This is a genomic window from Polaribacter glomeratus, assembly GCF_002954665.1.
Classification (GTDB): domain Bacteria; phylum Bacteroidota; class Bacteroidia; order Flavobacteriales; family Flavobacteriaceae; genus Polaribacter; species Polaribacter glomeratus.
On sequence record NZ_MSCM01000001.1, the window covers coordinates 1,030,622 to 1,056,488 of the forward strand.

17 protein-coding genes are annotated in these 25,867 nt (G+C 31.0%); 2 read left to right on the plus strand and 15 right to left on the minus strand.

Annotation, left to right across the window (positions count from 1 at the left end):
• Positions 1 to 73: 73 nt before the first annotated feature.
• The 13 genes from BTO16_RS04400 to BTO16_RS04460 all read right to left on the minus strand — a co-directional run bounded on the left by BTO16_RS04400 (position 74) and on the right by BTO16_RS04460 (position 16,987).
• Positions 74 to 2,281, minus strand: coding sequence for a bifunctional serine/threonine-protein kinase/formylglycine-generating enzyme family protein (locus tag BTO16_RS04400; protein WP_105020424.1), 2,208 nt, complete (start codon positions 2,279 to 2,281; stop codon positions 74 to 76).
• A 220-nt stretch (positions 2,282 to 2,501) separates the two neighbouring features.
• Positions 2,502 to 4,760: a bifunctional serine/threonine-protein kinase/formylglycine-generating enzyme family protein gene (locus BTO16_RS04405; protein WP_105020425.1), complete on the minus strand. Its 2,259-nt coding sequence runs from the start codon at positions 4,758 to 4,760 to the stop codon at positions 2,502 to 2,504.
• A 67-nt stretch (positions 4,761 to 4,827) separates the two neighbouring features.
• The gene (locus BTO16_RS04410; RefSeq protein WP_105020426.1) at positions 4,828 to 6,024 is read right to left on the minus strand and encodes a C1 family peptidase; all 1,197 of its coding nucleotides are present in this window, start codon (positions 6,022 to 6,024) and stop codon (positions 4,828 to 4,830) included.
• A 4-nt stretch (positions 6,025 to 6,028) separates the two neighbouring features.
• Positions 6,029 to 6,379: a protease inhibitor I42 family protein gene (locus BTO16_RS04415; RefSeq protein ID WP_105020427.1), complete on the minus strand. Its 351-nt coding sequence runs from the start codon at positions 6,377 to 6,379 to the stop codon at positions 6,029 to 6,031.
• A gap of 13 nt (positions 6,380 to 6,392) precedes the next feature.
• Positions 6,393 to 7,211, minus strand: coding sequence for a hypothetical protein (locus BTO16_RS04420; RefSeq protein ID WP_105020428.1), 819 nt, complete (start codon positions 7,209 to 7,211; stop codon positions 6,393 to 6,395).
• Between the two features lie 95 nt (positions 7,212 to 7,306).
• Positions 7,307 to 7,906: an FHA domain-containing protein gene (locus BTO16_RS04425; RefSeq protein WP_105020429.1), complete on the minus strand. Its 600-nt coding sequence runs from the start codon at positions 7,904 to 7,906 to the stop codon at positions 7,307 to 7,309.
• A gap of 8 nt (positions 7,907 to 7,914) precedes the next feature.
• Entirely contained in the window at positions 7,915 to 8,175 is a 261-nt protein-coding gene (locus tag BTO16_RS04430) for a hypothetical protein (protein WP_105020430.1), read from the minus strand.
• Between the two features lie 13 nt (positions 8,176 to 8,188).
• Positions 8,189 to 8,854: an FHA domain-containing protein gene (locus BTO16_RS04435; protein WP_105020431.1), complete on the minus strand. Its 666-nt coding sequence runs from the start codon at positions 8,852 to 8,854 to the stop codon at positions 8,189 to 8,191.
• A 1-nt stretch (position 8,855) separates the two neighbouring features.
• Complete coding sequence (locus BTO16_RS04440) at positions 8,856 to 9,515, minus strand: LytR/AlgR family response regulator transcription factor (RefSeq protein ID WP_105020432.1); 660 nt, start codon at positions 9,513 to 9,515, stop codon at positions 8,856 to 8,858.
• A 10-nt stretch (positions 9,516 to 9,525) separates the two neighbouring features.
• Positions 9,526 to 11,958 carry a serine/threonine-protein kinase gene (locus BTO16_RS04445; RefSeq protein WP_105020433.1) on the minus strand — a complete coding sequence of 811 codons (2,433 nt, stop codon included), beginning with the start codon at positions 11,956 to 11,958 and terminating at the stop codon, positions 9,526 to 9,528.
• Positions 11,959 to 11,971: 13 nt separating this feature from the next.
• Positions 11,972 to 13,984, minus strand: coding sequence for a serine/threonine-protein kinase (locus BTO16_RS04450; protein WP_105020434.1), 2,013 nt, complete (start codon positions 13,982 to 13,984; stop codon positions 11,972 to 11,974).
• 60 nt (positions 13,985 to 14,044) lie between these two features.
• On the minus strand, positions 14,045 to 16,078 hold the full coding sequence (locus BTO16_RS04455; RefSeq protein WP_105020435.1) for a bifunctional serine/threonine-protein kinase/formylglycine-generating enzyme family protein: 2,034 nt from the start codon (positions 16,076 to 16,078) through the stop codon (positions 14,045 to 14,047).
• A 42-nt stretch (positions 16,079 to 16,120) separates the two neighbouring features.
• Positions 16,121 to 16,987 carry a PP2C family protein-serine/threonine phosphatase gene (locus tag BTO16_RS04460; protein ID WP_146105339.1) on the minus strand — a complete coding sequence of 289 codons (867 nt, stop codon included), beginning with the start codon at positions 16,985 to 16,987 and terminating at the stop codon, positions 16,121 to 16,123.
• A gap of 605 nt (positions 16,988 to 17,592) precedes the next feature.
• On the opposite strand from BTO16_RS04460, the gene BTO16_RS04465 reads away from it, so the two are divergent.
• Positions 17,593 to 19,617 carry a CotH kinase family protein gene (locus BTO16_RS04465; protein ID WP_105020437.1) on the plus strand — a complete coding sequence of 675 codons (2,025 nt, stop codon included), beginning with the start codon at positions 17,593 to 17,595 and terminating at the stop codon, positions 19,615 to 19,617.
• 168 nt (positions 19,618 to 19,785) lie between these two features.
• Here the strand turns inward: BTO16_RS04465 and BTO16_RS04470 are convergent, their stop codons facing one another.
• A complete protein-coding gene (locus BTO16_RS04470) occupies positions 19,786 to 21,795 on the minus strand; it encodes a M13 family metallopeptidase (RefSeq protein ID WP_105020438.1) in 2,010 nt (669 codons plus the stop codon).
• A gap of 273 nt (positions 21,796 to 22,068) precedes the next feature.
• Between BTO16_RS04470 and BTO16_RS04475 the strand changes: the two genes are divergently transcribed.
• Positions 22,069 to 24,114 (plus strand): ATP-binding protein, encoded by a 2,046-nt coding sequence (locus BTO16_RS04475; protein WP_146105340.1) that lies wholly within the window; start codon positions 22,069 to 22,071, stop codon positions 24,112 to 24,114.
• A 122-nt stretch (positions 24,115 to 24,236) separates the two neighbouring features.
• Here BTO16_RS04475 and BTO16_RS04480 read toward each other — a convergent pair whose 3' ends face one another.
• Positions 24,237 to 25,499, minus strand: a complete 1,263-nt coding sequence (locus tag BTO16_RS04480; RefSeq protein ID WP_105020440.1) for a DUF2130 domain-containing protein — start codon at positions 25,497 to 25,499, stop codon at positions 24,237 to 24,239.
• Positions 25,500 to 25,867: the final 368 nt, after the last annotated feature.

Consider the following 25,867-nt stretch of genomic DNA (forward strand, 5'->3'; position numbering starts at 1 on the left):
CAAAATTTTGAAGCTTTTAGGTACTTACTATATTTCTAAAAAACATCATTTTACATAGATTTTTATGTTAAAACTAATTGAACGCTACACGAAAACCAAGTCCATAATAACTGAAATCAGCATTATTGGATTCTCTGTCAAAAGTTTTAAATAAAAAAGGCTTAGTCACTGTAAAATTATCACTTCTAATTACACGTTGCCAACTAGTTTTTTCTCCTTTAGGATCTATTTGTTCCTTGCTCGCATACAAATGATACCAATCTCCACACCATTCCTGTACATTTCCTGTCATATCATAAAACCCTAATTTATTAGGTTGTTTTAAGCCTACAGGATGCGTGTTATTGTTACTATTATCCTTAAACCACGCAATTGTATCTACATTATTTGATCCACTATACTTAAAGTCTTCATTAAAATTTCCACCTTTTGCAGCAAACTCCCATTCTGCTTCAGTTGGTAACCTACCTCCTGCCCATTCAGAAAAAGCAACAGCATCAAACCAACTTACATGAATTACAGGATGTTTATTTGGCTGCTGTTTAGTACCTGTAACATTATGTCTCCAATTTACTCCACTTTTTTTTACATAACTTTCTTTTTCTGTAAACACATAACTAAAACCTGCTTTTTCTGCAGTTGTAATATAATTTGTAGATTTAACAAAAGTTTCAAATTGCCCTTTTGTAATTTCATACTTACTCATTCTATAATTACTCAAAGTTACCTTGTGAGATGGAGAAGCTTGATCACTAATAGTTCCAAAACATTTAGATTTACACCCCATAATAAAAGAACCTCTATTTATATTTACTAATTCTATACGCAATTTTTTTTTTACAATGATATTATCTTTTATTTGTTGCAATAAAGTATCTATTATAACATTGTACATCCCAAAGGGATACTCCTTTTTGTATAACAATAAACTTTGATTGGTAAAAGAATCTTTTGCATTTATAAAAGCTAAACTATCTTCTTTTTTAAGAGATGTTAAAACAAAAATTCCTTTTGGAAAATTTTCCCGATACGTTTTGTATCCTTGAACAGATTTTAGGTTTAGTGCTTTTTTGTAAGCTATACTATCGTTTTTTTTGACTAAAATATTTTTTTGTGAACGATTTTTATATCCTAAAATCGCTAAAAAACCAATTAATAGTATTGATACTATATATGTAGGAATCTTCCAGTTTAAAGGTGTTTTGTTTTTTATGGATTCTTTTTTAACAAACTTTTCTGCTACTTCCTTTTCTTTAACTTTTATAATAGTTACATCATCGTTGGTTGTACTTGTTTTCTGAGTTGTTTCTTTTGATGCCTTTTTTTCCTGACTATTATCTTTGATAATTGTAGCATCGTTTTTCGCTATTATTGATTTCTGAACAATAACTTTTGACTCTTCAACTACTGGTTTAGTTAAAATTTCTTCACCTTTTAAAAGAATTAATAAAGCAATAGCACTTTGCGCTCTTTTATTGACATCTCTTTCTAAACAATGGTGTACTACTTTTTGCCAATTTGCAGATAAAGATTTTATTTCATCATTTACGTCTGCGTGCAATATTTTTTGGGTAATGGTATTTTGCCACTCTGCACTTGCCGTAGTTTGACTTTCGGCATCAAACAACGTTTTGCCTGTTAAAATTTCATAGGCAATCACACCAAAACTCCATAAATCTGTATTGAGTTTTAAAGGCAAACCTTTTAGTTGCTCCGGACTAGAATATTGTAACGTTCCGCCAGCAAAACTATTGGTAAAACGAGATGCTTTACCGTCTGCTTCTGCTTGTTTGCTTAAACCAAAATCTGTAATTAATGGAGTAATATTTCCTTGTCTATTTACTACTAAAATATTACTTGGTTTTAAATCTCTGTGCACTACTTTATGTTTATGCAAAAAACCAATACCTTCTAAAATACCTTTGGTGATACTTTCTCTTTTTTCTAACGAAACTTCGTTGTTTTTTAAATAATGTGAAAGATTTCCAGAAGCATAATATTGCATAATGCCGTAATCGAATACCCCCGTAAATGTTTCAAAACGATAAACATCTTCGTAATTTGCAATGTATTTATTAGCCGGTACATTGCTAATTGCTTTAAATTCTTCTAAAAGTGAAAACTCCTTATCACCTACTTGTTTTACTTCAGAAATTTTTATAGCAACTTCTCTATGCAATATATTGTCATATGCTTTATACACAGTACCAAAGCTACCACCACCAACTTTATCGGTTTTAGTACTAAATTGGTATCTGTTTATAAATTCTTCTTGTGTCATCGTTTAGTTTAACTTTTTTTACGGCTGCTTGCAAGCTCTAATTCTAACTTCTCTAAGGCTTCTTCTTGGGTCATAAGCTTAAACTTTTTTTAATAAGGCTTTTATCTCTAGCGTATTTTAAAAATTATTGACCGCTTACGCGGTACTCATTGCAGTTGCCTTTTTGGGCTTACGCCCCTTTTTGGCAACTGCTTATTGCGGTTTTGCTCTTTTTTTTAACCTAGAAAGAAACAACCCGAAAACCGTCGCTGTCGTACCTATTGTCTGGCTCGTTGCCATAGCGATAAGCAACCCGGCAGCCAGACGCACTATTGCGCCAACTGCCGCCACGAATCACGCGATAACTGCTAGAACTCGGCCCTTTTGGATTATTTGAAGAACTACTGCTATAATAATTCTCGTCATACCAATCACTACACCATTCCCATACATTACCACTCATATCATATAGTCCTAACTCATTACGTTGTTTCTGTCCTACTGCATGGGTCTTATCTCCACTATTACCACTATGCCAGCCTACTGAACTCAATGTATTGCTACCTGAATAGGTATAGCCTCTTGATTTATTGCCGCCTCGAGCTGCAAATTCCCATTCGGCCTCCGTTGGCAAGCGAAAACGCTTCCCTGTTGCCGTATTTAACTTTTTGAGGAAGCTTTGGATATCATTCCAACTCACCTGTTCCACTGGGCACTGATCGCAGCCTGAAAAACTACTCGGGTTATTCCCCATCACTGCCTGCCACTGCCCTTGGGTAACTTCATACTTCCCTATATTAAAACTACTTAATGTTACCGCATGTGCTGGGGATTCATTACTTGAGCAACCCGTTTGCTCACTAGTGCAGCCCATAGTAAAAGTACCGCCTTGTACATACACCATGTTTTCTTCTAAAGATTTTATTGCTTTTGCAGCTCTATTGGTGTGCTCTATTGCCTTTTGCTGTTCTTCTTGCTTCTTTTTTGCTTCCGCAGAATTCAATGCTTCTTTTATGGAAGCAATGGTGCTGTTTGCCTCTGTCTTAAAGGTGCCTGCTGGGTATTCAACTAAATAAGTAGTGTACACTTCAATAGTATTTGTATTTTTAGCACTTTCCCAATCTTTGGTTTCTTTTGCAACTGCAATTGACTCTAATCTTGCAGTTATCGATGCAATACTATCTTTCACTCCATCTAACTGTAATCGTTTTGTTGCTTTACTGATGTCTAAACCTGTCATAAAGACTTCAGCTTTCTTATAATTATTTAAAGAAGAAACTAAACTATCTAATTGATAAAAATTTGCAGCTGCAGTTTTATAACTCTTATACGTTTGTAAATCCAATGGTTCTATTTCTTGTTCCCAAGGCTTTAAAAAGAATAAAGCAATTGCAATAATTAATACAACAGGAATACTATAAATTAAGAGGTTCTTGTTTTTAAATTTAGTTGATGTTTGTTTTTCTACCAGTGGTTTTTTAAAGGGTATTTTTTCTGGCTGCTTGGCTCCTTTTATAAACGTAGCATCATTATTCGCTGATGCTGTTTTCTGAATAGGTCTTTTTACCGCTTTTTTTTCCTGATTATCATTTTTTATAACCGTGGCATCATTATTAGGTGTTATCGTTTTCTGTTTAGAAACGGCTTCTCCATTTAAAAAACGAAATAATATTGATGTGTCTTGCGCTCTTTTATTGACATCTCTTTCTAAACAATGGTGTACTACTTTTTGCCAATTGGCAGATAAAGATTTTATTTCATCATTTACGTCTGCGTGCAATATTTTTTGGGTAATGGTATTTTGCCACTCTGCACTTGCCGTAGTTTGACTTTCAGCATCAAACAACGTTTTGCCTGTTAAAATTTCATAGGCAATCACACCAAAACTCCATAAATCTGTATTGAGTTTTAAAGGCAAACCTTTTAGTTGCTCCGGACTAGAATATTGTAGCGTTCCACCAGCAAAACTATTGGTAAAACGAGATGCTTTACCATCTGCTTCTGCTTGTTTGCTTAAACCAAAGTCAGTAATTTTAGGAATAATCTCACCATTTCTGTCAACTACTAAAATATTGCTTGGTTTTAAATCTCTGTGCACTACTTTATACTGATGTAAAAAACCAATACCTTCTAAAATACCTTTGGTAATACTTTCTCTTTTTTCTAACGAAACTTCGTTGTTCTTTAAATAATGCGATAGATTCCCCAAAGAATAGTATTGCATTATAGCATAATCATATGTTCCGTTTCTTTCTATAAAACGAAAAACACCTTCGTAATTGGCAATATACATGCTAACAGGAAGATGTTCAATGGCTTTAAATTCTTCTAAAAGCGAAAATTCTTTATCGCCAACAATTTTAACCTCAGAAACTTTTATAGCAACTTCTCTATCTAATATGGTATCATACGCTTTATAAACAGTGCCAAAACTACCACCACCAATATTATTTTTTTGAACGTTATAGGTATATCTTTTAAAGAACTCTTCTTCTTTCATATTTTAATTCGTTAATCATTAAGAAACAGCTATGTACGTCGTTTTTTAAATTATATCTAACTTTTTTTTAATCTACTTTAATATCATCCTCTTCAAGAGTTAAATTAAAAACATTCGATTTCTTAATTCGATCTTTGTAGACTAATTTGTATGTTTTATCATCTTTTACAGTAATTTTTGCTTTAGATACTCCAAAAAGCATCGATTTTTTATTATCTTTTTTGATGATCGTTGTTGTAATAATCAAAAAGTTGTGCTTTCCTTTTGGTACATAAATTCTGTTATGGTATTTAACACCTTTTTTATTCATACCAAAGATTTTTGCCTTATTACGACCAACTTGTATGTACAATTCTTGGTGCACTTGTAAAGAACCCAATGCATGAACAAAATCTATTTCTACTAATTCTTTTTCAGGTTTTGGTTCTGGTGCAGCATCATTTTTAGTTACATCTACCCAAGAAAAACCAGTAAGCCCAGTAGTATTATAACCTACCCAACCAAACCCATCTAAACCCCAATAAGTACCCCAAGAGTTTTTAACTAACCAAGCTTGTTTGTCATCATCCCAACCAATTAGCGTTACAGCGTGCGTTGGTTTTGTGTTCATGGTATGAATAACTCCACTTTTATAATTTAGAAACTCATTTGTATTAGCATCTAAAGATACCGCCATGGCGCCGTGTCTTACCAATAAGTTTTTAACTTCTTCTGTAGACGGATTCCCTTCAATAAAATTATAGTTTGAAATTTTTACATTTGATTTCCCTTCATATAACGTACAACTATTTTGAACTTTTTGATAAGGTGTTTCCCCTTCTAACGCCAACTCTGCGTCATTTTCTAGTAACCAATTATACGCAAAGTCATACCAACCGCCAGAACAACCTCCACTATTATCAACACAATTAACAAATGATTGCTCGGATAAATCTAACTTTTCTTTATTGATTAGTGCGTGACTAGACTCAATAGTTGCTACGGCAGCAAATGCCCAACAAGAGCCACAATTGCCCTGATCTTTCACAGAAGTTACACCGTCAAAATCTCTTAAATCGAACGAAGTAGCATTTTCATCACCAAATTTAGAAACGGTAAGGTCGTATACTTTTTGACCATCCTGAATATAAGCTCCTTGTACTTTAAAAAGTTTTCTAAATTCTTGATCTGTTGGCACAACTAGCCCCATGCTTTTCTGTTGTGCATTTGCAAAAAAAGAGCACAATGAAAACATGGCAATGAAAACTATTTTTAAATTTTTCATACTATTATTTTTTAATTTTTACTTTAATTATTTTTTTTTGATCTTCTGGTATGCTGTCTAACTTTTCAAAACTTCTTAAAAAATGAAATTCTAAACTATAAGCACCTGGCTTTAATCCTTTTAGAGAAAATATCTTCTGATGACTTACAAATATCTTACCTTCTTTCTCAATTGATTTTTTTGATGTATTTATCTGTTCTACTTCTGGTATTGGCAAATAACGCCATTGATAGCCACCATCTCCTTCTTTTTCTAGTTCAATTTTAAACTCTTCATTTACTTTGTAACCTTGAGTTACTTTACAGCTTTGTAATGAAACTGAAATTATAAAAACTATTAAAATTATTTTTTTCATATGCTGGTTTTTATTAAATTAAATCATCTGCAAAGTCATCATCATATTCTAAATCTGAGTCTGAGTCTGCAGTATCCTCAAAATCATTTTCTAAATAAGCTGCACCACCATCTATTCCTTCTGCTTCTTCAGTTGCTTCGCCGTCATTTAAACCTTCAATAATATCTACAGTATCTCCTATTTCATCTACTGTTACAAATTCGTCTAATGAAGCATTCGTATCTTTATAATCGTTCTCATCTTCAAAAACAATATCTTCATAACTTATTTCGTCTGTTACATCGTCATTGTCGTCATCGTTATCATCTTCATCAATGTCGGCATCGGTTTCATCTTTATCAATTTTGTTATAATCGCTATTATCAAAATCTGAATGCTCTTTAATTTTATCGTAAAACTCTTGTTTTTCTTCATCAGACAAGGCATCCCATTCCTCTTTATTTAGTGTATGATAGGTATTACCGTGCCAATTAAAGAAACCTGAGCCATCCGTGTCTGCTCTAGCTGTTTTAAAAGCTTCACCAAAAGACATGTCTTCTGTTACGGCATCAGAAAATTCTATATTTGTAGGTACTTCAAAATCAAAAGTTTCTTCTGTTTCAGCCTCCGTTTCATCTATTTCAACCTCTTCATTTTCAACTATTTTACCTGTCGCACTTAAAAACGCATATTGAGATCCAATGCCTGCAATAAGGCCTAATGCAACAGCTAAGGGAAGTTTTTTTTCTTTTAGTAAATCAATCTGCTTTTTGGTAACCCCTCTAAATTTTATTGTATTTTTTTTAGGTGATTGAGAGTTAGAAGCTCCTTTAATTAATGTCTTTTTCTCCATTTTTTAATGCTTAAAGTTTATTAAATTTATCTTTTTTTTACCTTCTGATGAAATTTACTTTACAAAACCGAGGTTTTATTAAATGAAAACAACATTTAATCTTGTAACAAGGTAAAAACGGTATCGCCAACTTCTATTTCATCGCCAAGATGTAGTAAAATTTGATCTTCGTTTTCTAATTTATTCTTATTTACGATGGTACCATTTGTACTTTTTAAATCTGCTATAATAAATTGTACTTTACTATTGTGTTTTTGTACTTTAATAGAACAATGTGCTCTAGAAAGATACTGGTCATCTAATATCCAAGAAACATCTTTTTCTGAATCAAAACTAGCACTTGCACTTTCTGGATTTCTACCAATAAAGATGGTGTAATTCTCCTTCGGATTTTTCATAACTAAATTGGTTGCTGCAGTGCTATTTTTTAAAATCTGTAATTTAAATTTACGCTTCGATTTTTTTTGGATACCTACAACATTTGTACCTGGTTCGTTTTCTATAAAGTGATTAAAACCTTGCCCGTTTTCAGACACTTGCGTTCCTGGGTTGTTTTGGATTGGTCTTGGCTTTAAGTTTAAATTCATTTTATGGCCACACGATTTACAACTTACCACTCTACTAATTCCTAGTTCTATCCATTCTTGTAAAACGGTATTATTGGTATTGCATTTTTTACATTTATATCCTGCCATATTTTATATTATTCAAAAGTTTCATCAAAATTCAAATCGATTTCATCTAAGGAGTTATACTCATTAAAATCTTCTTCAAATTCATCACTCAATGCTTGTTCATAATCTATTTCTAAATCTTCTAAAGTAATTTCATCTGTAATTAACTCGTTTTCTATTTCCTCTAAATCTAAAGAAATTATCTTTTCATCCGTTAAAAACTCTGTAGTTGGTTTTTCAGGAATTTCTATTTCTATGGTAATCACCTCTTTATTTTCTTTTTGATTCAACAGTTATCTAATTTTATTTAATCCAATTACATTTGCATTTCGGACACTTTTTTTTAGATTTCCAAAATCTCCAACTTTTAGAAGTCATGTCAAACTTACATTTCGGACAATGAAATGTTTCCGAAAAATCAATATACAAATCTTCTAATTTTTCCTTTACTTTTTTATCAGAAATAGAAGCTGTAGAAATAATACCACCAATGGTACCAATACCTAACATTAAATATATTCGTATACCTTCAATAGATTTTACATAGGCATTATTATATACCAACAACATTAAACCAATAGTTATTCCTCCTTTAAAAAGTGCCGATTTTAATTTAAAATACTTATTTACGTTCTGCTTTTCTTTATTATATTTTATTTCTATTTCTTTTAGTTGATGAAATTCGTTGATAAATTCAGTTCTGTTTTTTAATATATAAGCTTGTAATTGACTAAATAGTTCCTCTGATTCTAGAGAAAACGTTCCCAACTGAATGCGCTGTTTTTCATCTATTTTTTTCGATATAATATTTTGTCCGTTAACGGATGTGCCATTTGTAGAGTTTAAATCTTTTAGTGTAAAAGTTTTAAAATCATCGGCTATGTGCAATTCTGCATGAGCACCGCTAACCGTATTATTGTCTATTTTGTAATCGTTATTCTCGTTTCTTCCTATTGTAAATGCTTTCATACTAATACCAAAGTAAATTTTGTTTCACTCGTTTTATATAAATATCTCCTAATTTTAATTCTATTTCTGTAGCTCCTTTAAAAACTAAATGCTGACTTTGTACTTTTTTAATCCTGTTGATGTTTACAATAAAAGATTTACCAATTCTAGTTAAAAAAGGAACTTCTTTTATTCTTTTCTCTAACACATTTAAAGGATACGATATGCATTTTCTAGTACCATTTTCTAAATAAATATAGGTGTAATTACCACTACCTACACAAAAACAAATACTAGCAATGGCTACCAATTCGAAACCACCTTTAAAACTAATTTTTAATTTTTCTTTAACTTCTTCTTTTATAGGTGGGTATTTTTTAAGTCTGTTTGTAAACTCATAATAACCCACCGCCACTTCTTTTTGATAATACATAAAAGCCAACACATTTGCTTTCCAAGCTAAAAATGCTACCTCTTTATTTGCAGAAACCACTACAAAATGCTCATTTTCACTGGTGTTTATTAATTTACGCAACAGTATTCTGTTTTCTAAAGTATCTTCTTTTAAGTAAAAAAAAGACAATTTATTAGGAACCGCAAGTAATTGCGCATTTTCTTCCAAAAATGCAGCATCTTTAATATTAGAAAAATTTAAGCACTGTATGGTATTTGTTTGGTTCATTTTTTTTTATTTAATACAACCCTAATCTTTTTAAGGCTTGTTTACCTTTACTAGCTTTAAAAATCATATTATCCATAGCAGAAAGTTTATAATATCGTATCGCTTCATCCATGTTTTTTGACACTCCGTATCCCTTTTCAAACATTTGTCCTAATATAAATAATGACTCTTTATCTCCTACAGAAACATCATCTCTAATATATGTAGGTCTTGGACATCCTTCACAGGCAGCTATTTTAAAATACTTATATGCTTTCGAATAATCTTGCTTAAAACTTCCATAACCATAATAAAATAATAACCCTAAGCCATTATTTACACTTTGTTTATATCCATCAATTTTTAAAAACCAATTATAGGCCTCGAAGTAATCTTTAGAAACACCTTGACCGCTGTAGTACATGTCTGCTATTTTTAGCATAATAAAACCGTTGCCATTATCTGCTAATTTTTTGTACCATTTTAAAGCATTTACATAATCTTTTTTATCCTTATATTGATCAGCCAAGTATTCTATAGCTTGTTCATCTCCCTGATTTGCAGCTTTTAAATACCATTTTATAGCTTCCTCTTTATTTGCAGAAACACCATAATCTCCTAAATTATAAATATAGCCAAGTCTAAACTCAGATCTTGCATATCCTTGGTTTGCTGCTTTTCTATGCCATTTTAAAGATTTATAACCATCTCTCATTTTAGTTGGACCACCTATATATATGTCATACATATCTCCTAATCGGCTTTGAGCGATAGCATTTCCTTGGTTTGCTGCTTTTAAATACCATTTTTCTGCCTCATCATAATTTCCATTTACATACTCATTTATTCTACCCATTCTTGTTTGCGCAATAATATTACCTGAATTTGCCGCGTCTTTGGTTCTTTGCAGGTTATTACCTTTAGTTATCCAGTCTTTAAGTTCTTCATATGGTATTAATTTAGCATCAATATTTAAATTGTTTAATTTATAAATTTGACTATTTGCACTTTTTATGTATTTACCTTTACTATAATCACTTAAATACTTTTGATACGCTTCTTTCGTGTTTTTCTTTTTAGCCGTTTCCCAAGCATTTTTATCAGCCACTAAAAAATCATTTTCTTCTATATCAGCTAATTCCTTCCTATAAATAATGCTATCCGTAATGGTTGCGAACCAAATCCCTTTTTTATTGATGTAAAAACTACTATCCGCCACTGCCACTTTCGCATTATCATTTACAAAAGCTTGTGCTTCTATATAGTTAGGAGCAATTACAATTTTATCACCTTCTTTATATCCATAAAGATTTCCTTCTTTAAATACTTTTAAGGTTCTCTCTACTGGTTTTGCATTCTCGGAAGAAAACATAAAATAACCAATAGTACCCAAAAGAAGAACTACCGCTGCTGCAACAGCAGGCAACATCCAATTAGGTTTTTCTTTCTCTTTCTTTGGATTTGTGACTGTTTTCTGTACAGGTATTTTTGGTTTTACAATTTCCTTCTTTTGCGGCGCTTTTCCTTTTATAATCGTAGCATCATTATTAGCTGCTGCAGTTTTCTGAACAATAACTTCTTTATCAATACTTGAACTAGCCGCACTTTCATCTCCATTTAAAATACTAAATAATATAGTAGTGTCCTGTGCTCTTTTATATACATCTCTTTCTAAACAATGACGTACTACTTTTTGCCAGTTAGTAGGCAACGTTTGCAGTTCTTCACTTATATCTGCATGCAATATTTTCTGAGTAATGGTGTTTTGCCACTCAGCACTTGCGGTACCTTGACTATCTGCCTCAAAAAGTGTTTTTCCTGTTAAGATTTCATAAGCGATTGCACCAAAACTCCACAAATCTGTATTTAGTTTTAAAGGCAGCCCTTTTAGTTGCTCCGGACTGGAATATTGTAATGTTCCGCCTGCAAAACTGTTGGTAAAACGAGATGCTTGTCCATCTCCTTCTGCTTGCTTGCTCAAACCAAAATCAGTAATTTTAGGAATGATTTTACCTCTTCTATCTACTACTAGAATATTGCTCGGTTTTAAATCTCTATGCACTACTTTATGCTGATGTAAAAAAGCAATACCTTCTAAAATACCTTTGCTAATATTTTGTCTTTTCTCTATAGAAACATCATTATTCTTTAAATAATGTGACAAGTTGCCCAACGCATAGAATTGCATAATTCCGTAATCGAAAATAGTAGGGAAAGACTCAAAACGATATACTTTTTCGTAATTCGCTATATTTTTGTGTTCTGTTAAATTTTCGATGGCTTTGTATTCTTCTAATAAAGAAAACTCTTTATCACCTACCATTTTTACTTCGGATACTTTTATGGCTACTTCTCTGTCTAAAACAGTATCGTAGGCTTTATACACCGTACCAAAACTACCGCCACCAATGTTATCTGTTTTAAGATCGAATTCGTAACGTTTTCTAAATTCTTGTTGTGTCATTTCTTTTATAATATTATTCTACACGTATACTGTATTCAAAATCAACCCAAAAGCTAATCGGTTTTCCTTTAAGTATTGCTGGACGCATTCTTGGTAATAAATCTAATACTCTTTTTGCTTCTGCGCTTAATAAAGTTTCTGTGCTACCAACACTATTACCTCCAATTTTACCGCTTTTGAAAATTTGAAAACTCCCATAAACCCTTTTTGATCCTGGACTTAAACCAAGTCCATCAAGAATATTTTTATTAAAATTAAGTTCAAAATGCTCTAGAACTTTTTGAGTCATACAATCTCTTAATTCGACGTTATTCCCCTTACAACCTGGATAAATTGGTGCCGTTTCTAAGCTTAGAAATAAGGCCTCTTCACTTTCTTTAGTAATTTCTATAATTTCTTCAACGATCTCTTCTTCAATAACTTCAATGACTTCTGGAGCAGGTGGGGGAGGTATTTCTTTTCTATTAATTTCTGCCAAAGCATTCTTTTCATAAACGCCATTTTTAAAATCACTTAAATATTTCTGATATGCACTTTTAGAGTTTTTGCGTTTTGCTTCTTCCCAAGCTTTTTTATCAGCAGCAATTAGGGCTTCTTTTTCATTTTCTAAAATATCATTTTTGTATTGTATACTGTCTGTTATCGTTGTAAGCCAAATCCCTTTTTTATTGATATAAAAGCTACTGTCCTTGGTTGCTACTTTTGCGCTATCTACATCTGTAGCAAAATTCTCTGCCACTAAATATTTAGCAGCAATTACGATTTTTTCACCTTCCTTATACCCATAAAAATTTCCTTCTTTAAAAATACTTAATTTTGTTTCTATTTGCTTTGGAGTATCAGAAGAAAACATAAAATAAGTTATTCCACTTACTATTAAAACGACAACTGCTGCTAATAAAGGCAACATCAACTTTTGATTTTCTATATTTAGTGTTTTTGCAATATTTTGGGTAATTTCTTTAAATTTCTCTTCTATTTTTTCTTGTGGTGTACTAACTTTTGAAATAGTAGACTTTTGATAAGTTGCTATGGGATTTTTAACTATTTCAACTTTCTTTTCTTTGGGTTCTTTTCCTTTTATTATGGTAGCGTCGTTACTAGCAACTACAGGTGTGTTTTTTATTTTCTTTTCTACGGACTGTGCTGTGCTAGAAATTACTAGATTTTCATCTCCATTTAAAATACTAAATAATATAGTAGTGTCCTGTGCTCTTTTATATACATCTCTTTCTAAACAATGACGTACTACTTTTTGCCAGTTAGTAGGCAACGTTTGCAGTTCTTCTGTAATATCTGCATGCAATATTTTCTGAGTAATGGTATTTTGCCACTCTGCACTTGCAGTACCTTGGCTATCTGCTTCAAAAAGTGTTTTTCCTGTTAAGATTTCATAAGCGATTGCACCAAAACTCCACAAATCTGTATTTAGTTTTAAAGGCAGCCCTTTTAGTTGCTCCGGACTAGAATATTGTAATGTTCCGCCTGCAAAACTGTTGGTAAAACGAGATGCTTGTCCATCTCCTTCTGCTTGCTTGCTCAAACCAAAATCAGTAATTTTAGGAATGATTTTACCTCTTCTATCTACTACTAGAATATTGCTCGGTTTTAAATCTCTATGCACTACTTTATGTTGATGTAAAAAACCAATACCTTCTAAAACAGCTTTGGTAATACTGTCTCTTTTCTCTAAAGAGACTTCGTTGTTTTTTAGGTAATGAGATAAATTACCCAACGAGTAGTATTGCATAATTCCATAATCATAAATAGCAGGAAAAGACTCAAAACGAAATACCTTTTCGTAGTTGGCTATATTTTTGTGTGCTGTTAAATTTTCGATGGCTTTGTATTCTTCTAATAAAGAGAATTCTTTATCGCCTACCATTTTTACTTCAGATACTTTTATGGCTACTTCTCTGTCTAAAACAGTATCGTAGGCTTTATAAACCGTACCAAAACTACCGCCACCAATGTTATCTGTTTTAAGATCGAATTCGTACCGTTTTCTAAATTCTTGTTGTGTCATACCTAGTATCTTTTTCGTTTTTTGTAATGAATTAACTACTTTATTTTAGCAAGTAACAATTTAAAGAACCAAACGAAAACCTATATTTTTATTTTTATTCTCTGGTAAAGATTTATTACGATGAGATAAACGACAATAAGTAATATCATAACTAAAGCTACCTCCTCTAATAATTTTTCCTGAACCAGAATCTGGACCTTTTGGATCTATTGTTTGACTATTATTATAATAATCTTCACCATACCAATCGTTACACCATTCCCAAACATTACCATTCATATCAAATAAACCTAACTCATTACTTCTTTTTTCACCTACTGAATGTGTGGTATTACTACTATTTCTATCATACCATGCTACTAAATCTAACCTATTACTTATTCCTGCATATCTATGTCCTTTTGATTCATTACCTCCACTTGCTGAATACTCCCACTCTGCTTCTGTTGGTAATCGAAATTTCTTACCTGTTAATTGATTTAATTTTTTTATAAATATTTGTACATCATTCCAACTAACATTTTCTACCGGACATAAATCGCAGTCTATATTATTGCTTGGATTAATATTCATTATTACTTTCCATTCTCTTTGTGTAACTTCATACTTATTAATATTAAAATCATTTAAAGTTACTTTATGTAAGGTTACACCTTCTTGCACACACCATCTTACTTCATCTTTACAGCCCATATCAAAACTACCTCCTTTTACATAAACCATATTTTCAAGTAACTTTTTTATGATTTCTTTATTACTATAGGTTATTTTCCCTGTAATAGTTTTTAACCAAACACCTTTTTTGTTGATGTAAAAACTAGAATCTTTAGTACTTACCTGTGAGCTATCATTAATAAAATTAGTTGCTTCAGTAAATTTAGTAGGTATAATTACTTTTTCTCCTTTTTTAAAACCATATAAATCTCCTTCTTTAAATACTTTTATAGTTTCTTCTACAGGTTTAATTTCATCAGAAGAAAAAATAAAATAACCAATACTAGCAAAAAGAAGAACTACAACTGCTGCCAAAGAAGGCAATAACCAAGTAGGATTTTCTTTCTTTATAAAAACATTTATTTTTTTTAAAATTTCTTTTTTAATTTCTTTTTTAACTACAATTTTTTCTGCTTTAGGAATTATTTTTTTTGGTTCTTTTACTTCCGAAATCCCTCTAATAATAGTCGCATCATTATTTATAATTGGTGTTTTTACTATGTGTTGTTCCTCTTTAATTGGCGTCTCGTTATTTAGAATAGCAAACAAAGCATCCGTATTTTGTACTCGTTTTATAAAGTCTCTTTCTAAACAAACCATAACAACTCTTTGCCAATTACCTGGTAAGGCTTTTAATTGTTCACTTACATCTGCATGTAATATTTTTTGAGTAATTGCATTTTGCCATTCTGCAGTAGCGGTACCTTGGCTATCTGCTTCAAAAAGTGTTTTACCTGTTAAGATTTCATAAGCGATTGCACCAAAACTCCACAAATCTGTGTTTAGTTTTAAAGGCAGTCCTTTTAGTTGCTCGGGACTAGAATATTGTAATGTTCCGCCAGCAAAACTGTTGGTAAAACGAGAGGCTTGTCCGTCTCCTTCTGCTTGTTTGCTTAAACCAAAATCAGTTATTTTAGGAATAATTTTACCTCTTCTATCCACCACTAAAATATTGCTAGGTTTTAAATCTCTATGCACTACTTTATGTTGATGTAAAAATGCAATTCCTTCTAAAACTCCTTTAATAATTTTTGCTCTCTGATCAAATTTAACCTCATTGTTTTTTAGATAATGCGATAAGTTTCCCAAAGAATAATACTGCATAATTCCATAATCGAAAACAGTAGGAAAAGATTCAAAACGATATACTTCTTCATAATTAGCAATATTTTGATGAACAGTCAAATTTTCTATTGCCTTGTATTCCTCTAATAAAGAAAACTCTTTATCACCTACTATTTTTACTTCAGATACTTTTATGGCTACTTCTCTATCTAAAATAGTATCGTATGCTTTATAAACCGTACCAAAACTACCGCCACCAATGTTATCGGTTTTAAGATCGAATTCGTATCGTTTTCTAAATTCTTGTTGCGTCATTATTGTATTTTAATTAATTGAGATAAACTACTTAATAAAGGCTTAAAATCTAAACCACTTCTTTTTCTTAGGTTCTTCTTCCTCTTCTTCAGTAGTATCTTCTAAACTTACCGTATCTAAGCTGTCATTTTCATGCAGAGAAGCAATCGTTTTCCACTCTAGAGGTATTAAAGTTGTTTTTGGTACATCTTCTTTTTCTATTTGACATAAAATAGCGGTATTGTTATCAATACTATCTTCTGCACATTTTTTAGCTATCATAGCTATTTTCTCATCAATACCATTCGCTGAATCTGCCAATACTTCTAACAATTCTACATCAGAAAAAGCCTCAGAAATACCATCGGAACAAATAAAAATGATGTCGTCTTTTCTAATATCCGTAATATAATTAATTTCAGGTTCTGTAACCTTGTCTTTAAAATTTGCTTTTATTGCTTTAAAAATTTGATTATTCATAGGATGTTTCCTACCAGCCTCTCTAGAAATTTCTCCGTTTTTCACTAAATTACCAACAAGAGAATGATCCCAAGTGTGCCAAAATGTATGGTTACTTGGTCGTACTAGATATACTCTACTATCTCCAATATGTGAGGTATAAAGGCCTTTGTCAGAAATAAAAACAGCAGCTAAAGTTGTAGCCATACCTGCTAAGTCTTCTTTTTCTTGAATATAAGTATTTAAGTTTTTTTGTGCAGTAATAATGGCTTCGTAAACTTTTTCTTTGGATAAATTACCATCTATTTTCTCAAGTCTCTTTAATATAAAAGTAGCAATTTCTTTACTTGCAATTTCTCCCCTTACTTCACCCCCAACACCATCACAAACAATAAAACTGTTTTCTGAATTGATTACATAATCTTCATTTACTTTCTTTTTACCAATATGTGAGTAACTTCTATAATTCATATTATTTTGTTTTTTTATAAAAATATTAAAAGCTGTTTTGCTGTAACAATGTTTTTCATGAAACACCCTTATTATAGTACAAAAGAAAATAGTAACCTTAAAAATGTTACTACTGCTTAAAATTTAGTGTTTTTTCATCAATTTGTAACATGCAATATGGATGGCTAACTGAATCTTTCTTAACTTTTAATACAACTTAAATACTTTAAATATTTAGAGTTTTTAATATTATATATTCTTAAACTCAGTTTTAGTATTCTACAATCATTAATCTATAAAGTTAAAAAAAATAAAACAAATGAAAATACCTAGCATTAGGTATTTATTATTCGATAAAATTTGAGTAAAGATTTAAAAAAAAAAAATCAAGTAATTGGTATAGCTTAAAGAGTCGTTTAGCTAAAAAAAAAGTGTAATTTTATAAAAAAATAGAAGTATTTTAAACTAAGAAAAACTAAAACAGCTATAATTTATATTGATACTTTTTACTAACATTTTAATGAAACTAATTATAAGACGTAGATTTGTGTTTTTATTAAAAAATTATAAAGTTTAGCTAAGTAGTCTTTTAAGAAATTACGCTTATAAATTTCAAAAAAAAAAAATTGCAATTACAAAAACTGACTTTATTAATTATTTGTGTTTTTAGCAGCTACTTTGTAAACTCGCAAACATTTACAGACAGTAATTTACCTATTGTTATTATAGAAACAGACAATGGTACTGAAATTCTTGATGATTCAAGAGTTTTTGGTACTATGAAAATAATTCAAAGACCAAACGGAGCCAGAAATTTTGTAAGCGATGCAAACAATGAGTCATTTTTAGATTATTCAGGTACTATTAGCATCGAAATTAGAGGTTCTTCGTCTCAAGAATTACCAAAAAAACCTTACGGATTCTCTACTTTATCCGAAGATCGTACAGAGAATGACAATGTAAAACTACTAGGAATGTCAAAAGAAAATGATTGGATCTTAAATTCTTTCGCTTTTGATGATAGCATGATGCGCGATTATATTAGTTATACAATGGCAAGATATATAGGGCAATATGCTGTAAATTTAAAATATTGTGAAGTTATTTTAAATGGCGATTATAAAGGTTTGTATGCACTATCAGAAAAAATAAAACGAGATGGCGCCAGAGTAAATGTTGCAAAGTTATCTGAGGATGAAAACACATTTCCTTATATTACTGGAGGTTACCTTATACAAACAGATAGACCTAGCGAAAAAGACCCAGAAGCTTGGTATAGCAACGGTGCAGGTTATATACATGAAAAACCAAACTCGGATGATATTACTTCTGCACAATCCGCTTATATAGAATCTGTCTTTAAAAAGCTAGATCAAACAGCTCAAAACTCAGATATTAAAAACGGCTTTCCTTCTGTAATTGATGTGCCTTCGTTTATAGATTATATGTTAATAGCAGAAATCACATCCAATGCCGATGCCTATGCGTTAAGTACTTTTTATCATAAAGACCGAGGTGGTAAATTAAGAGCAGGTCCAGTTTGGGATTATAACTTAACCTATGGCAATGATTTAGGTTTTAGATGGGGTTCTTTTTTTGACCGTAGTAAAACGGATGTATGGCAATTTAGACACGGTAATGTTGGTGCAAATTTTTGGGGAGAACTATTTGATAATGCTACATTTAAATGCTATGTATCTAAACGATTTAATGAAGTTAGCAATACTGATGAACCTTTAAACTATAGCAGTATCGCTAGTTTAATTGACAACACTGTTGTGTATATTTCTGAAGCTGTGGTTCGTGAAAATGAACGTTGGAACACTATAGAAGATTTTTCATCAGAAATTACTAATATGAAAAGTTGGTTACAGCAACGAATTGCATGGATGAAAAACAATCTTGGTCAATATTCTAATTGCAACAGCGTGGCTATTCCTTCTTTGGTAATTACTAAAATTCATTACAATCCTCAAGAAACAGATGCTTTTCCAGAGAGTGATGCTCTTGAATTTATTGAAATTAAAAACACAGGAAATACTACTATAAACGTTACGGGAATATACCTTTTAAAACTTGGTGTTTCTTATCAATTTCCTGAAAACGGCACTATTTTGGCAGGCAAATCGGTTTATTTAGCTAGCAACAAGGTTACTTTTCAAGATAAATATGGTTTTGCTCCTTTTGATACATTTAGCAGAGATTTATCTAACAAAAGTCAGCATTTAGTATTGGCAGACGCTTTTGGAAACCTCATTGACCAAGTACAATATATAGATAAGGTACCTTGGCCAGAAGCTGCGGATGGTGACGGTTTTTATTTAGAATTGATTAATGTTCTATCTGATAATAGTATCGCCAGTAATTGGAAAGCAAGCTCTGATGCTGTTTTAAGCACTACTAATTTTGATATTGTTAAATTTAATTTTAGCGTATATCCAAATTCTACAAAAGATAGATTGATGATAAAATCGCAGCAAATTATAAAAAGAATCTCTATTTATAACCTTCTTGGACAAGAAATAAAAAGGATTCCGGTCAATTTTAAATCAGGAGAAATTAGTATTCAAGACCTTAAAAAAGGAATCTATATTTTAAATATTAAGTTTATAAACGAATCTCTTGTTTCTACTAAAGTAATTAAAGAATAACGAACACTTAGTGTCTTTAAAGGAATTTTTTAATCATTAAAAAACCACTATGTTTTGCTTGAAACAAAAAAAAGTGGTTTTTTAAATAAAATAAATATTGTATAAAATATTGAGTTCTTTATTAGTAAATATCTTCAGAAAAATAGGAATCTTTTTATCAGAATAACACTACCAAATCTTAATTCTTTCAGCTGTAGGTTTGTAATTTTTATCGCCTGGTTGTACATTAAATACTTCGTAAAAAGGATCAAAATTCATTAATGGCCCGTTTACCCTCCAAATTGGTGGTGAATGTGAATTTGTTTTAATATAATTTGTTAAATAGGCATCTCTGGTTTTAACGCGCCATATTCTTGCAATAGATAAAAAGAAACGTTGGTCTGGTGTATATCCTTGAATTTTAGTATCGCCTTTACCTTGCTCTGTTAGCTTAAATGCATCATATGCAATTGCAATTCCACCATTATCGGCTGTATTTTCTCCTACCGTTAAAGCACCTTTTATATGAAGAGAATCCAAAACCGTAAAAGAGCTATATCTGTCAATCATTAATTGTGTTTTGGCTTTAAACTTGGTGTAATCATCAGCTGTCCACCAATTTTTTACATTTCCGTCTTTATCAAATTGTGCTCCTTGATCATCAAAAGCATGCGTTAATTCATGCCCAATAACCATTCCTATTCCGCCATAATTAACAGCATCATCCGCAGTAATATCAAAATAAGGAAACTGTAATATTCCCGCAGGAAACACAATTTCATTTAATGGCGGATTGTAATACGCTGTTACTGTTGCAGGTGTTGTTTCCCATTCATCACGATTAGGTGGGCTGTTTAATTTTGCGATATTATATTGATAAGCATTTTGATACAAAGCAACTACATTTTCAAAATACGCATCCTTTTTAATTTCTGCCGTGTACGTTCTCCAAACATCCGGATAGCCAATTTTCTTTGTAATGGTGTATAATTTCTCTTTGGCTTGTTTTTTTGTAACATCACTCATCCAATCTAATTGATTGATTCTGTTTTCAAAAGCTTTCTGTAAATTATTAACCAAATCTAAAACGCGTTTTTTTGCGTCTTCATTAAAATGTCGTTTTACATATAGCTGTCCCAATGCAAAACCTAGCAGTCTGTCTACTTTCTGAACCATTAATTGTGCTCGTGTGTTTTGAGAATCTTGACCATATAAAACCTTTGAATATTCAAAATTTGCCGTTTCAAAAGGTTTGCTTAAAACATCGTCATAAGTAGATAATGTATGTGCTTTTAAATATGTTTTCCAGTCTTTCATAGAGATTGAAGCCAACATCGCATTTAATTCTTTATAATAATCGGGTTGCGCAATATCTATAGAATCTGCTTTTATGTTCAATTGTGCTAGTAATGCAGTCCAACCAATATTAGATTCACTTTTAGAAAGCTCAGCAACGTCCATTTTATGATAATTTGCTTTTACATCTCTGCGTTCAATTCTTGTTTTGTGTGATGCCGCTAATTTCTTTTCAATTTCATATACAATTTCTGCCTTCTTTTCAGCATCTTTTTGTGCGGATAAATTAAATAATGTTGTTAAATATTTTTTATAGGCATTCTTAACTGCTACCGTAGCTTCATCTGTTTTAAAATAATAATCACGATCTGGTAAACCCAATCCAGATTGCCCAAAGTGCAGCATATTCACTTTACTATTTTCATTGTCAGGAGCCACATACATGCTGATGATTGATCTATTTCCAGAACTCATTTCGCCTATAACAAAAGTGATTAAAGAAGCAACAGAATTGATTGCTTCAATTTTATTGAACGTAACTTGCAATGGCTCAAAACCGCGCTTGTTAATACTTACCGTGTCCATACCTGAACTGTAAAAATCACCCACCATTTGTTCAACACTTCCAATTTTATAACTTTCTGCGGATACTTCTGTTAAAATATTTTCTAGTAGTTTTTTCTGAGGAATGTTTAAAAAACTATACGAACCAACTCCGGATTGATCATCAGCTATAACAGCAGAATCTAACCAGACTTTATTAACATGTTCAAAAAAATTATCTCCGGGTTTTATGTTTTCAGAAATTCCGTCAAAATCAATTTTACTTTTTGATGAATTATTTACAGCAGTGCATGATGCTAAAGCCGCTAATAGTAGCGTGTAATAAAGTGTTTTTTTCATAAGTTTAGTTTGATTTAAAACAAATATAGTGAAATATAAAAGGACCTTAATATGTATAAAAACTAGTTGGTCTAACTGTCAAAATATACAACTGTTAATTTTAATTTTTAATTTCATTTAAATGAGACGTAATTTATTGTGAGTTCAGTTTTAATTAATAAAATATTCAAATTAGAGTTGAGTTAAACAATAACAATCACTATTTATTTTATATGACTGTAATTTAGGAAAGTACTAGATATTATAACTACTTTAGTACGCTCAAATATAAATGTGGCACTGCAAACAATAATTTCCAAAAATAATAATTGGCTTATAGACGATCATCACATAAAGCAACTATGTAGTATTATACTATTTTTGTTTGTTATACAGCAATCTTTGGCAGTTAATCAGCAAAAAAATGAGCTTCACATTATAAATCTTCAGAGTACAACAATTAAAGAAAACTCAGAAATAGCTTTAGATACTGGCTGGGAATTTTATTGGAATAAACTAATACAACCTGGCGACTTTTATAAAAATAACCCACCAAGAATAATTTCGCTTAAAAGTTGGACTGAATTAAACCTCAATAAAACCGAGAAACTACCTTCTTTTGGCTATGCCACTTATAGGTTAATAATTTCTATTCCTAAAAAAAGACCTCATGTATCTTTATACGTTCCAGCAGCATACTCATCTTCCAAAATATGGATAAACGGTAAGTTTTTTTCGGAAACAGGTAAAATAGGAACCAATAGAATTGAAACACTACACAGACGTTTTTCTCAAATTATACCATTAGATACGCATGAAACTAATTTTGAAATTGTTATTCAAGCAGCTAATTTTTATCATAAAAAAGGAGGTATTGATAAACCTTTAATAGTAGGAACAAGCCATCATCTTCATGATTTAAAAGCTAAAAGAATAATGGCAGACATGATTTTTATTGGATGCTTAGGTTTTATAGGTATTTTCTTCTTGTTTTTCTATTTGTTGTATTGGAACAAAGACAAGGCTATTCTGTATTTTGCAATTCTATGTATGTCTTTATCTTACATGGCGTTAAGTGATAGGTATGCACCTTTTACCGTGGTTTTTGAATCTGTTAACTTTATATTACTAACACGAATAGAATATTTAACCTTATTTTTAGCAGGTACAACAGCAAGTCTTTTTTTTAACAATATTTTCGCCAATTTTATTTATAAAGCCTATTCAAAAATTATAGTTTATAGTTTTTTTGTACTTGTGTTACTTGTTCTTTTTCTTAACGCACCACATTTTACCAAATTATTGGTTCCTTTCTTAGTCTTAATGATTATCAATTTAATTTATGTTACTTGTGTAATTGTAAAATCTATCATCGCTAAACGACTCGAATCTATTTTATTGTTGGTTAGTGTAATACTTGGTTCTATTATTTTTTATGTGCATATCTTTTTGTTTTTAGGAGAAAATGGCAATTCACTTATTTATGTAAATTTTGGATATGTTATGGTTTTTTTATTGCTTTCAATGCTTTTAATGAAGCGTTTTTCTGATTCTTTTCGAGAACTAGAGCAATCAAAAGAAGTGGCAATGCAGCAGAAAAAAGAAATTTACATAAAATCAAAAGAATTGACAAATGCAAACCAAGAGCTAGAAGTAAATTTAAAACTACTAGAAAACTACAATACAGAACTAGATGATTTTAATCATATTGTATCTCACGATTTAAAATCGCCATTAGTATCTGTGCATTCTTTAGTTTCCTTTATTGAAGAAGATCTTAAAGCTACTTTAGATTCAGATACAAAAAATCATTTAAATTTATTAAAAGATGTAGTTGCAAGAATGGATGCTTTAATAAATGGCCTTTTAGAATACTCTAAAGTAGCAAAAGGAAAAAAGCGAAAAGATTTATTTAGCCTAAATGAATTATTAGATAAGGTTATAAATGTAGTAGACCATCAACACAAAAGCACTTTTCATATTCCGGATGAAGATGTAGAAATTTATGCAAACAAATTAGAACTTTATCATGTTTTTCAAAATCTACTTAGTAATTCGATAAAATATAACAATAAAGAACTAGCCATCATAAAAATATCGGTTGCGAAACTTAAAAATGAATATGTGTTTTCTGTAAGTGATAATGGCCCAGGAATTGAGCCTAAATATCATACCAAAATCTTTAAAATGTTTAGCCAATTAAATGTAAATGAAGATGTTAAAAGTACAGGTATTGGTCTTGCCATTGTTAAAAAAATAATATCAGGTAATCAGGGAATTATTTCTGTAGAATCAGAAAAAGATATGGGATTAAAAATAAATTTTACATGGAAGATTTAAAAATCTTTTATAAATTTTAATCCCTTTCTACGATTTTGATATTAATTTAACTATCAAAAAAAACTTTTTTTTCTTTGGATTTAAAGTATCGACCCTACTTTTAACCTGTTTAATTTGTGAAATTAATCATCTAAATCTTCATCAAAACCAGGCAACTCTAAGGCTTTTACAGACTGTATGGCATTTCCTGCAATTCCTTTAATAGAGCCATACATATCAATGGTATTGGTCACTACCTTTTCAATTTGCTTTTCTCTTTGTTTCCAGATTCTCTGCATAGAACGTTTTTCGCTGTCTAAGTCAGATTTCATTTGTGTAAATCCTTCTACAATTGCTTCAATTTGCATTCTAAACGTATTGCTCGTTAAATAATCGTAGAGCAAATCCATTTTATCACCTTTATTTTCTTGTGTGCTAATGGCATTATTTACTTGTAAAATTCCTTCTCTTAAAACAGCACAGAGTCCTTTAAACTCCTCGTAATTACAAATCCAAATTCCATCTTTTAAGCCCATTCTATCCATATCCGAAGGCATTACTTCGGTAACAAGAACTCCAATATTTGCGCCTCTGTCTCTAATATCTGCTTTAAACTTCTCAATCCAACTTGGCTGAAAATCTTTGGTTCGTTTGCTTTCGTAATAAATAGTTCCGCAATTTTGCTCTGTTCTAGAATGCACAATCTGAATACAATCTCCTCCTCGAGCTCCTTTTTTAATTTCTTCGATGGTATCTAACGGAAATTTTGACATCAACCACTCCTCTATTGCCAATTCTTGAACTTCTCCTTGTAACTGCATAGAACCCTGCTCCTGCTTGCGTTTCATTTCTTCGGTAAGCTTTTTCTGATCTTCTAATTGCTTTTGCATTTCTTTAAAACGCAATTCATTTTTATCTTCTTCAGACTTTTTTATTTTCTCTTTTTCAGTAAATAAAATCTCATTTAGCTTTTTCTGCGCCTCTGCCTCTACCGCTTCTTTTAATTCGCTTTTTTCTCTTTTTAGCTTTTCAATCTCAGCTTTCGATCTATTTAATTCTTTAACTTGTTCAGACTTTTCATTTAATTCCTTTTGTAAGGCTTCAAACTGTTCTGACTGTTCTTCTTTTAATTTGCGTTTAAGCGATGCCTCAATTTCTTTTTTATCTTCTTTTAACTGTTTTTCTAAACGGTCTTGAAAAAGTTCATTTTCTTTCTTTTTCTTTTGCTCAAAATTAAATTTTTCTTGTTTTAATTTTTCTTGTTCAAGTTCGTATTTCTTCTTTTCTTGCGCAATCTGAGACTGGTATTTTTGTTTGATTTCTTCTTCTAATTGATGCGATAAAATATCTTGCACATCGATGGATGTTCCGCAATTTGGGCACTTTATTTGGTTTTCGTTTTTCATTTCGTTTTTTTAATTTTAATAACAGCTTGTTTTTTTTCAATGTTTACTACTTACCCAGAATTTGATAAAATCAGTAGATGCGTGTAGCAGCTGTTTTTACAAAAATAGTCCCTTTTCTTTTTCTAGGGATAAAAAGTATCAAAAATATAGAGGCCTTATTACTTTTTAATATGTTTTGGTTTTTAAACTAAAATAGCTATCAAATAATTCTTAGAACCATCCTCCTTTGTTCGACTGCCTCGTCTTTCATCCGCAGCATAACAAAAGCGCGCTTAGAAAAACAGGTACATCAATTAAGTTGTATATTTGCCTTCTTTAAACCAAATTTACAAAACAATCATCTCTTTAATTTCTATGCCTTTTAAAAA

Bases quoted from the DNA above. Each gene is read 5' to 3' on its own strand.
- BTO16_RS04410 (WP_105020426.1), bottom strand. From the start codon at position 6,024: ATGAAAAATTTAAAAATAGTTTTCATTGCCATGTTTTCATTGTGCTCT.
- BTO16_RS04415 (WP_105020427.1), bottom strand. From the start codon at position 6,379: ATGAAAAAAATAATTTTAATAGTTTTTATAATTTCAGTTTCATTACAA.
- BTO16_RS04480 (WP_105020440.1), bottom strand. From the start codon at position 25,499: ATGAAAAACGAAAACCAAATAAAGTGCCCAAATTGCGGAACATCCATC.
- BTO16_RS04445 (WP_105020433.1), bottom strand. From the start codon at position 11,958: ATGACACAACAAGAATTTAGAAAACGTTACGAATTCGATCTTAAAACA.
- BTO16_RS04455 (WP_105020435.1), bottom strand. From the start codon at position 16,078: ATGACGCAACAAGAATTTAGAAAACGATACGAATTCGATCTTAAAACC.
- BTO16_RS04425 (WP_105020429.1), bottom strand. From the start codon at position 7,906: ATGGCAGGATATAAATGTAAAAAATGCAATACCAATAATACCGTTTTA.
- BTO16_RS04450 (WP_105020434.1), bottom strand. From the start codon at position 13,984: ATGACACAACAAGAATTTAGAAAACGGTACGAATTCGATCTTAAAACA.
- BTO16_RS04420 (WP_105020428.1), bottom strand. From the start codon at position 7,211: ATGGAGAAAAAGACATTAATTAAAGGAGCTTCTAACTCTCAATCACCT.
- BTO16_RS04470 (WP_105020438.1), bottom strand. From the start codon at position 21,795: ATGAAAAAAACACTTTATTACACGCTACTATTAGCGGCTTTAGCATCA.
- BTO16_RS04460 (WP_146105339.1), bottom strand. From the start codon at position 16,987: ATGAATTATAGAAGTTACTCACATATTGGTAAAAAGAAAGTAAATGAA.
- BTO16_RS04405 (WP_105020425.1), bottom strand. From the start codon at position 4,760: ATGAAAGAAGAAGAGTTCTTTAAAAGATATACCTATAACGTTCAAAAA.
- BTO16_RS04440 (WP_105020432.1), bottom strand. From the start codon at position 9,515: ATGAACCAAACAAATACCATACAGTGCTTAAATTTTTCTAATATTAAA.
- BTO16_RS04400 (WP_105020424.1), bottom strand. From the start codon at position 2,281: ATGACACAAGAAGAATTTATAAACAGATACCAATTTAGTACTAAAACC.
- BTO16_RS04435 (WP_105020431.1), bottom strand. From the start codon at position 8,854: ATGAAAGCATTTACAATAGGAAGAAACGAGAATAACGATTACAAAATA.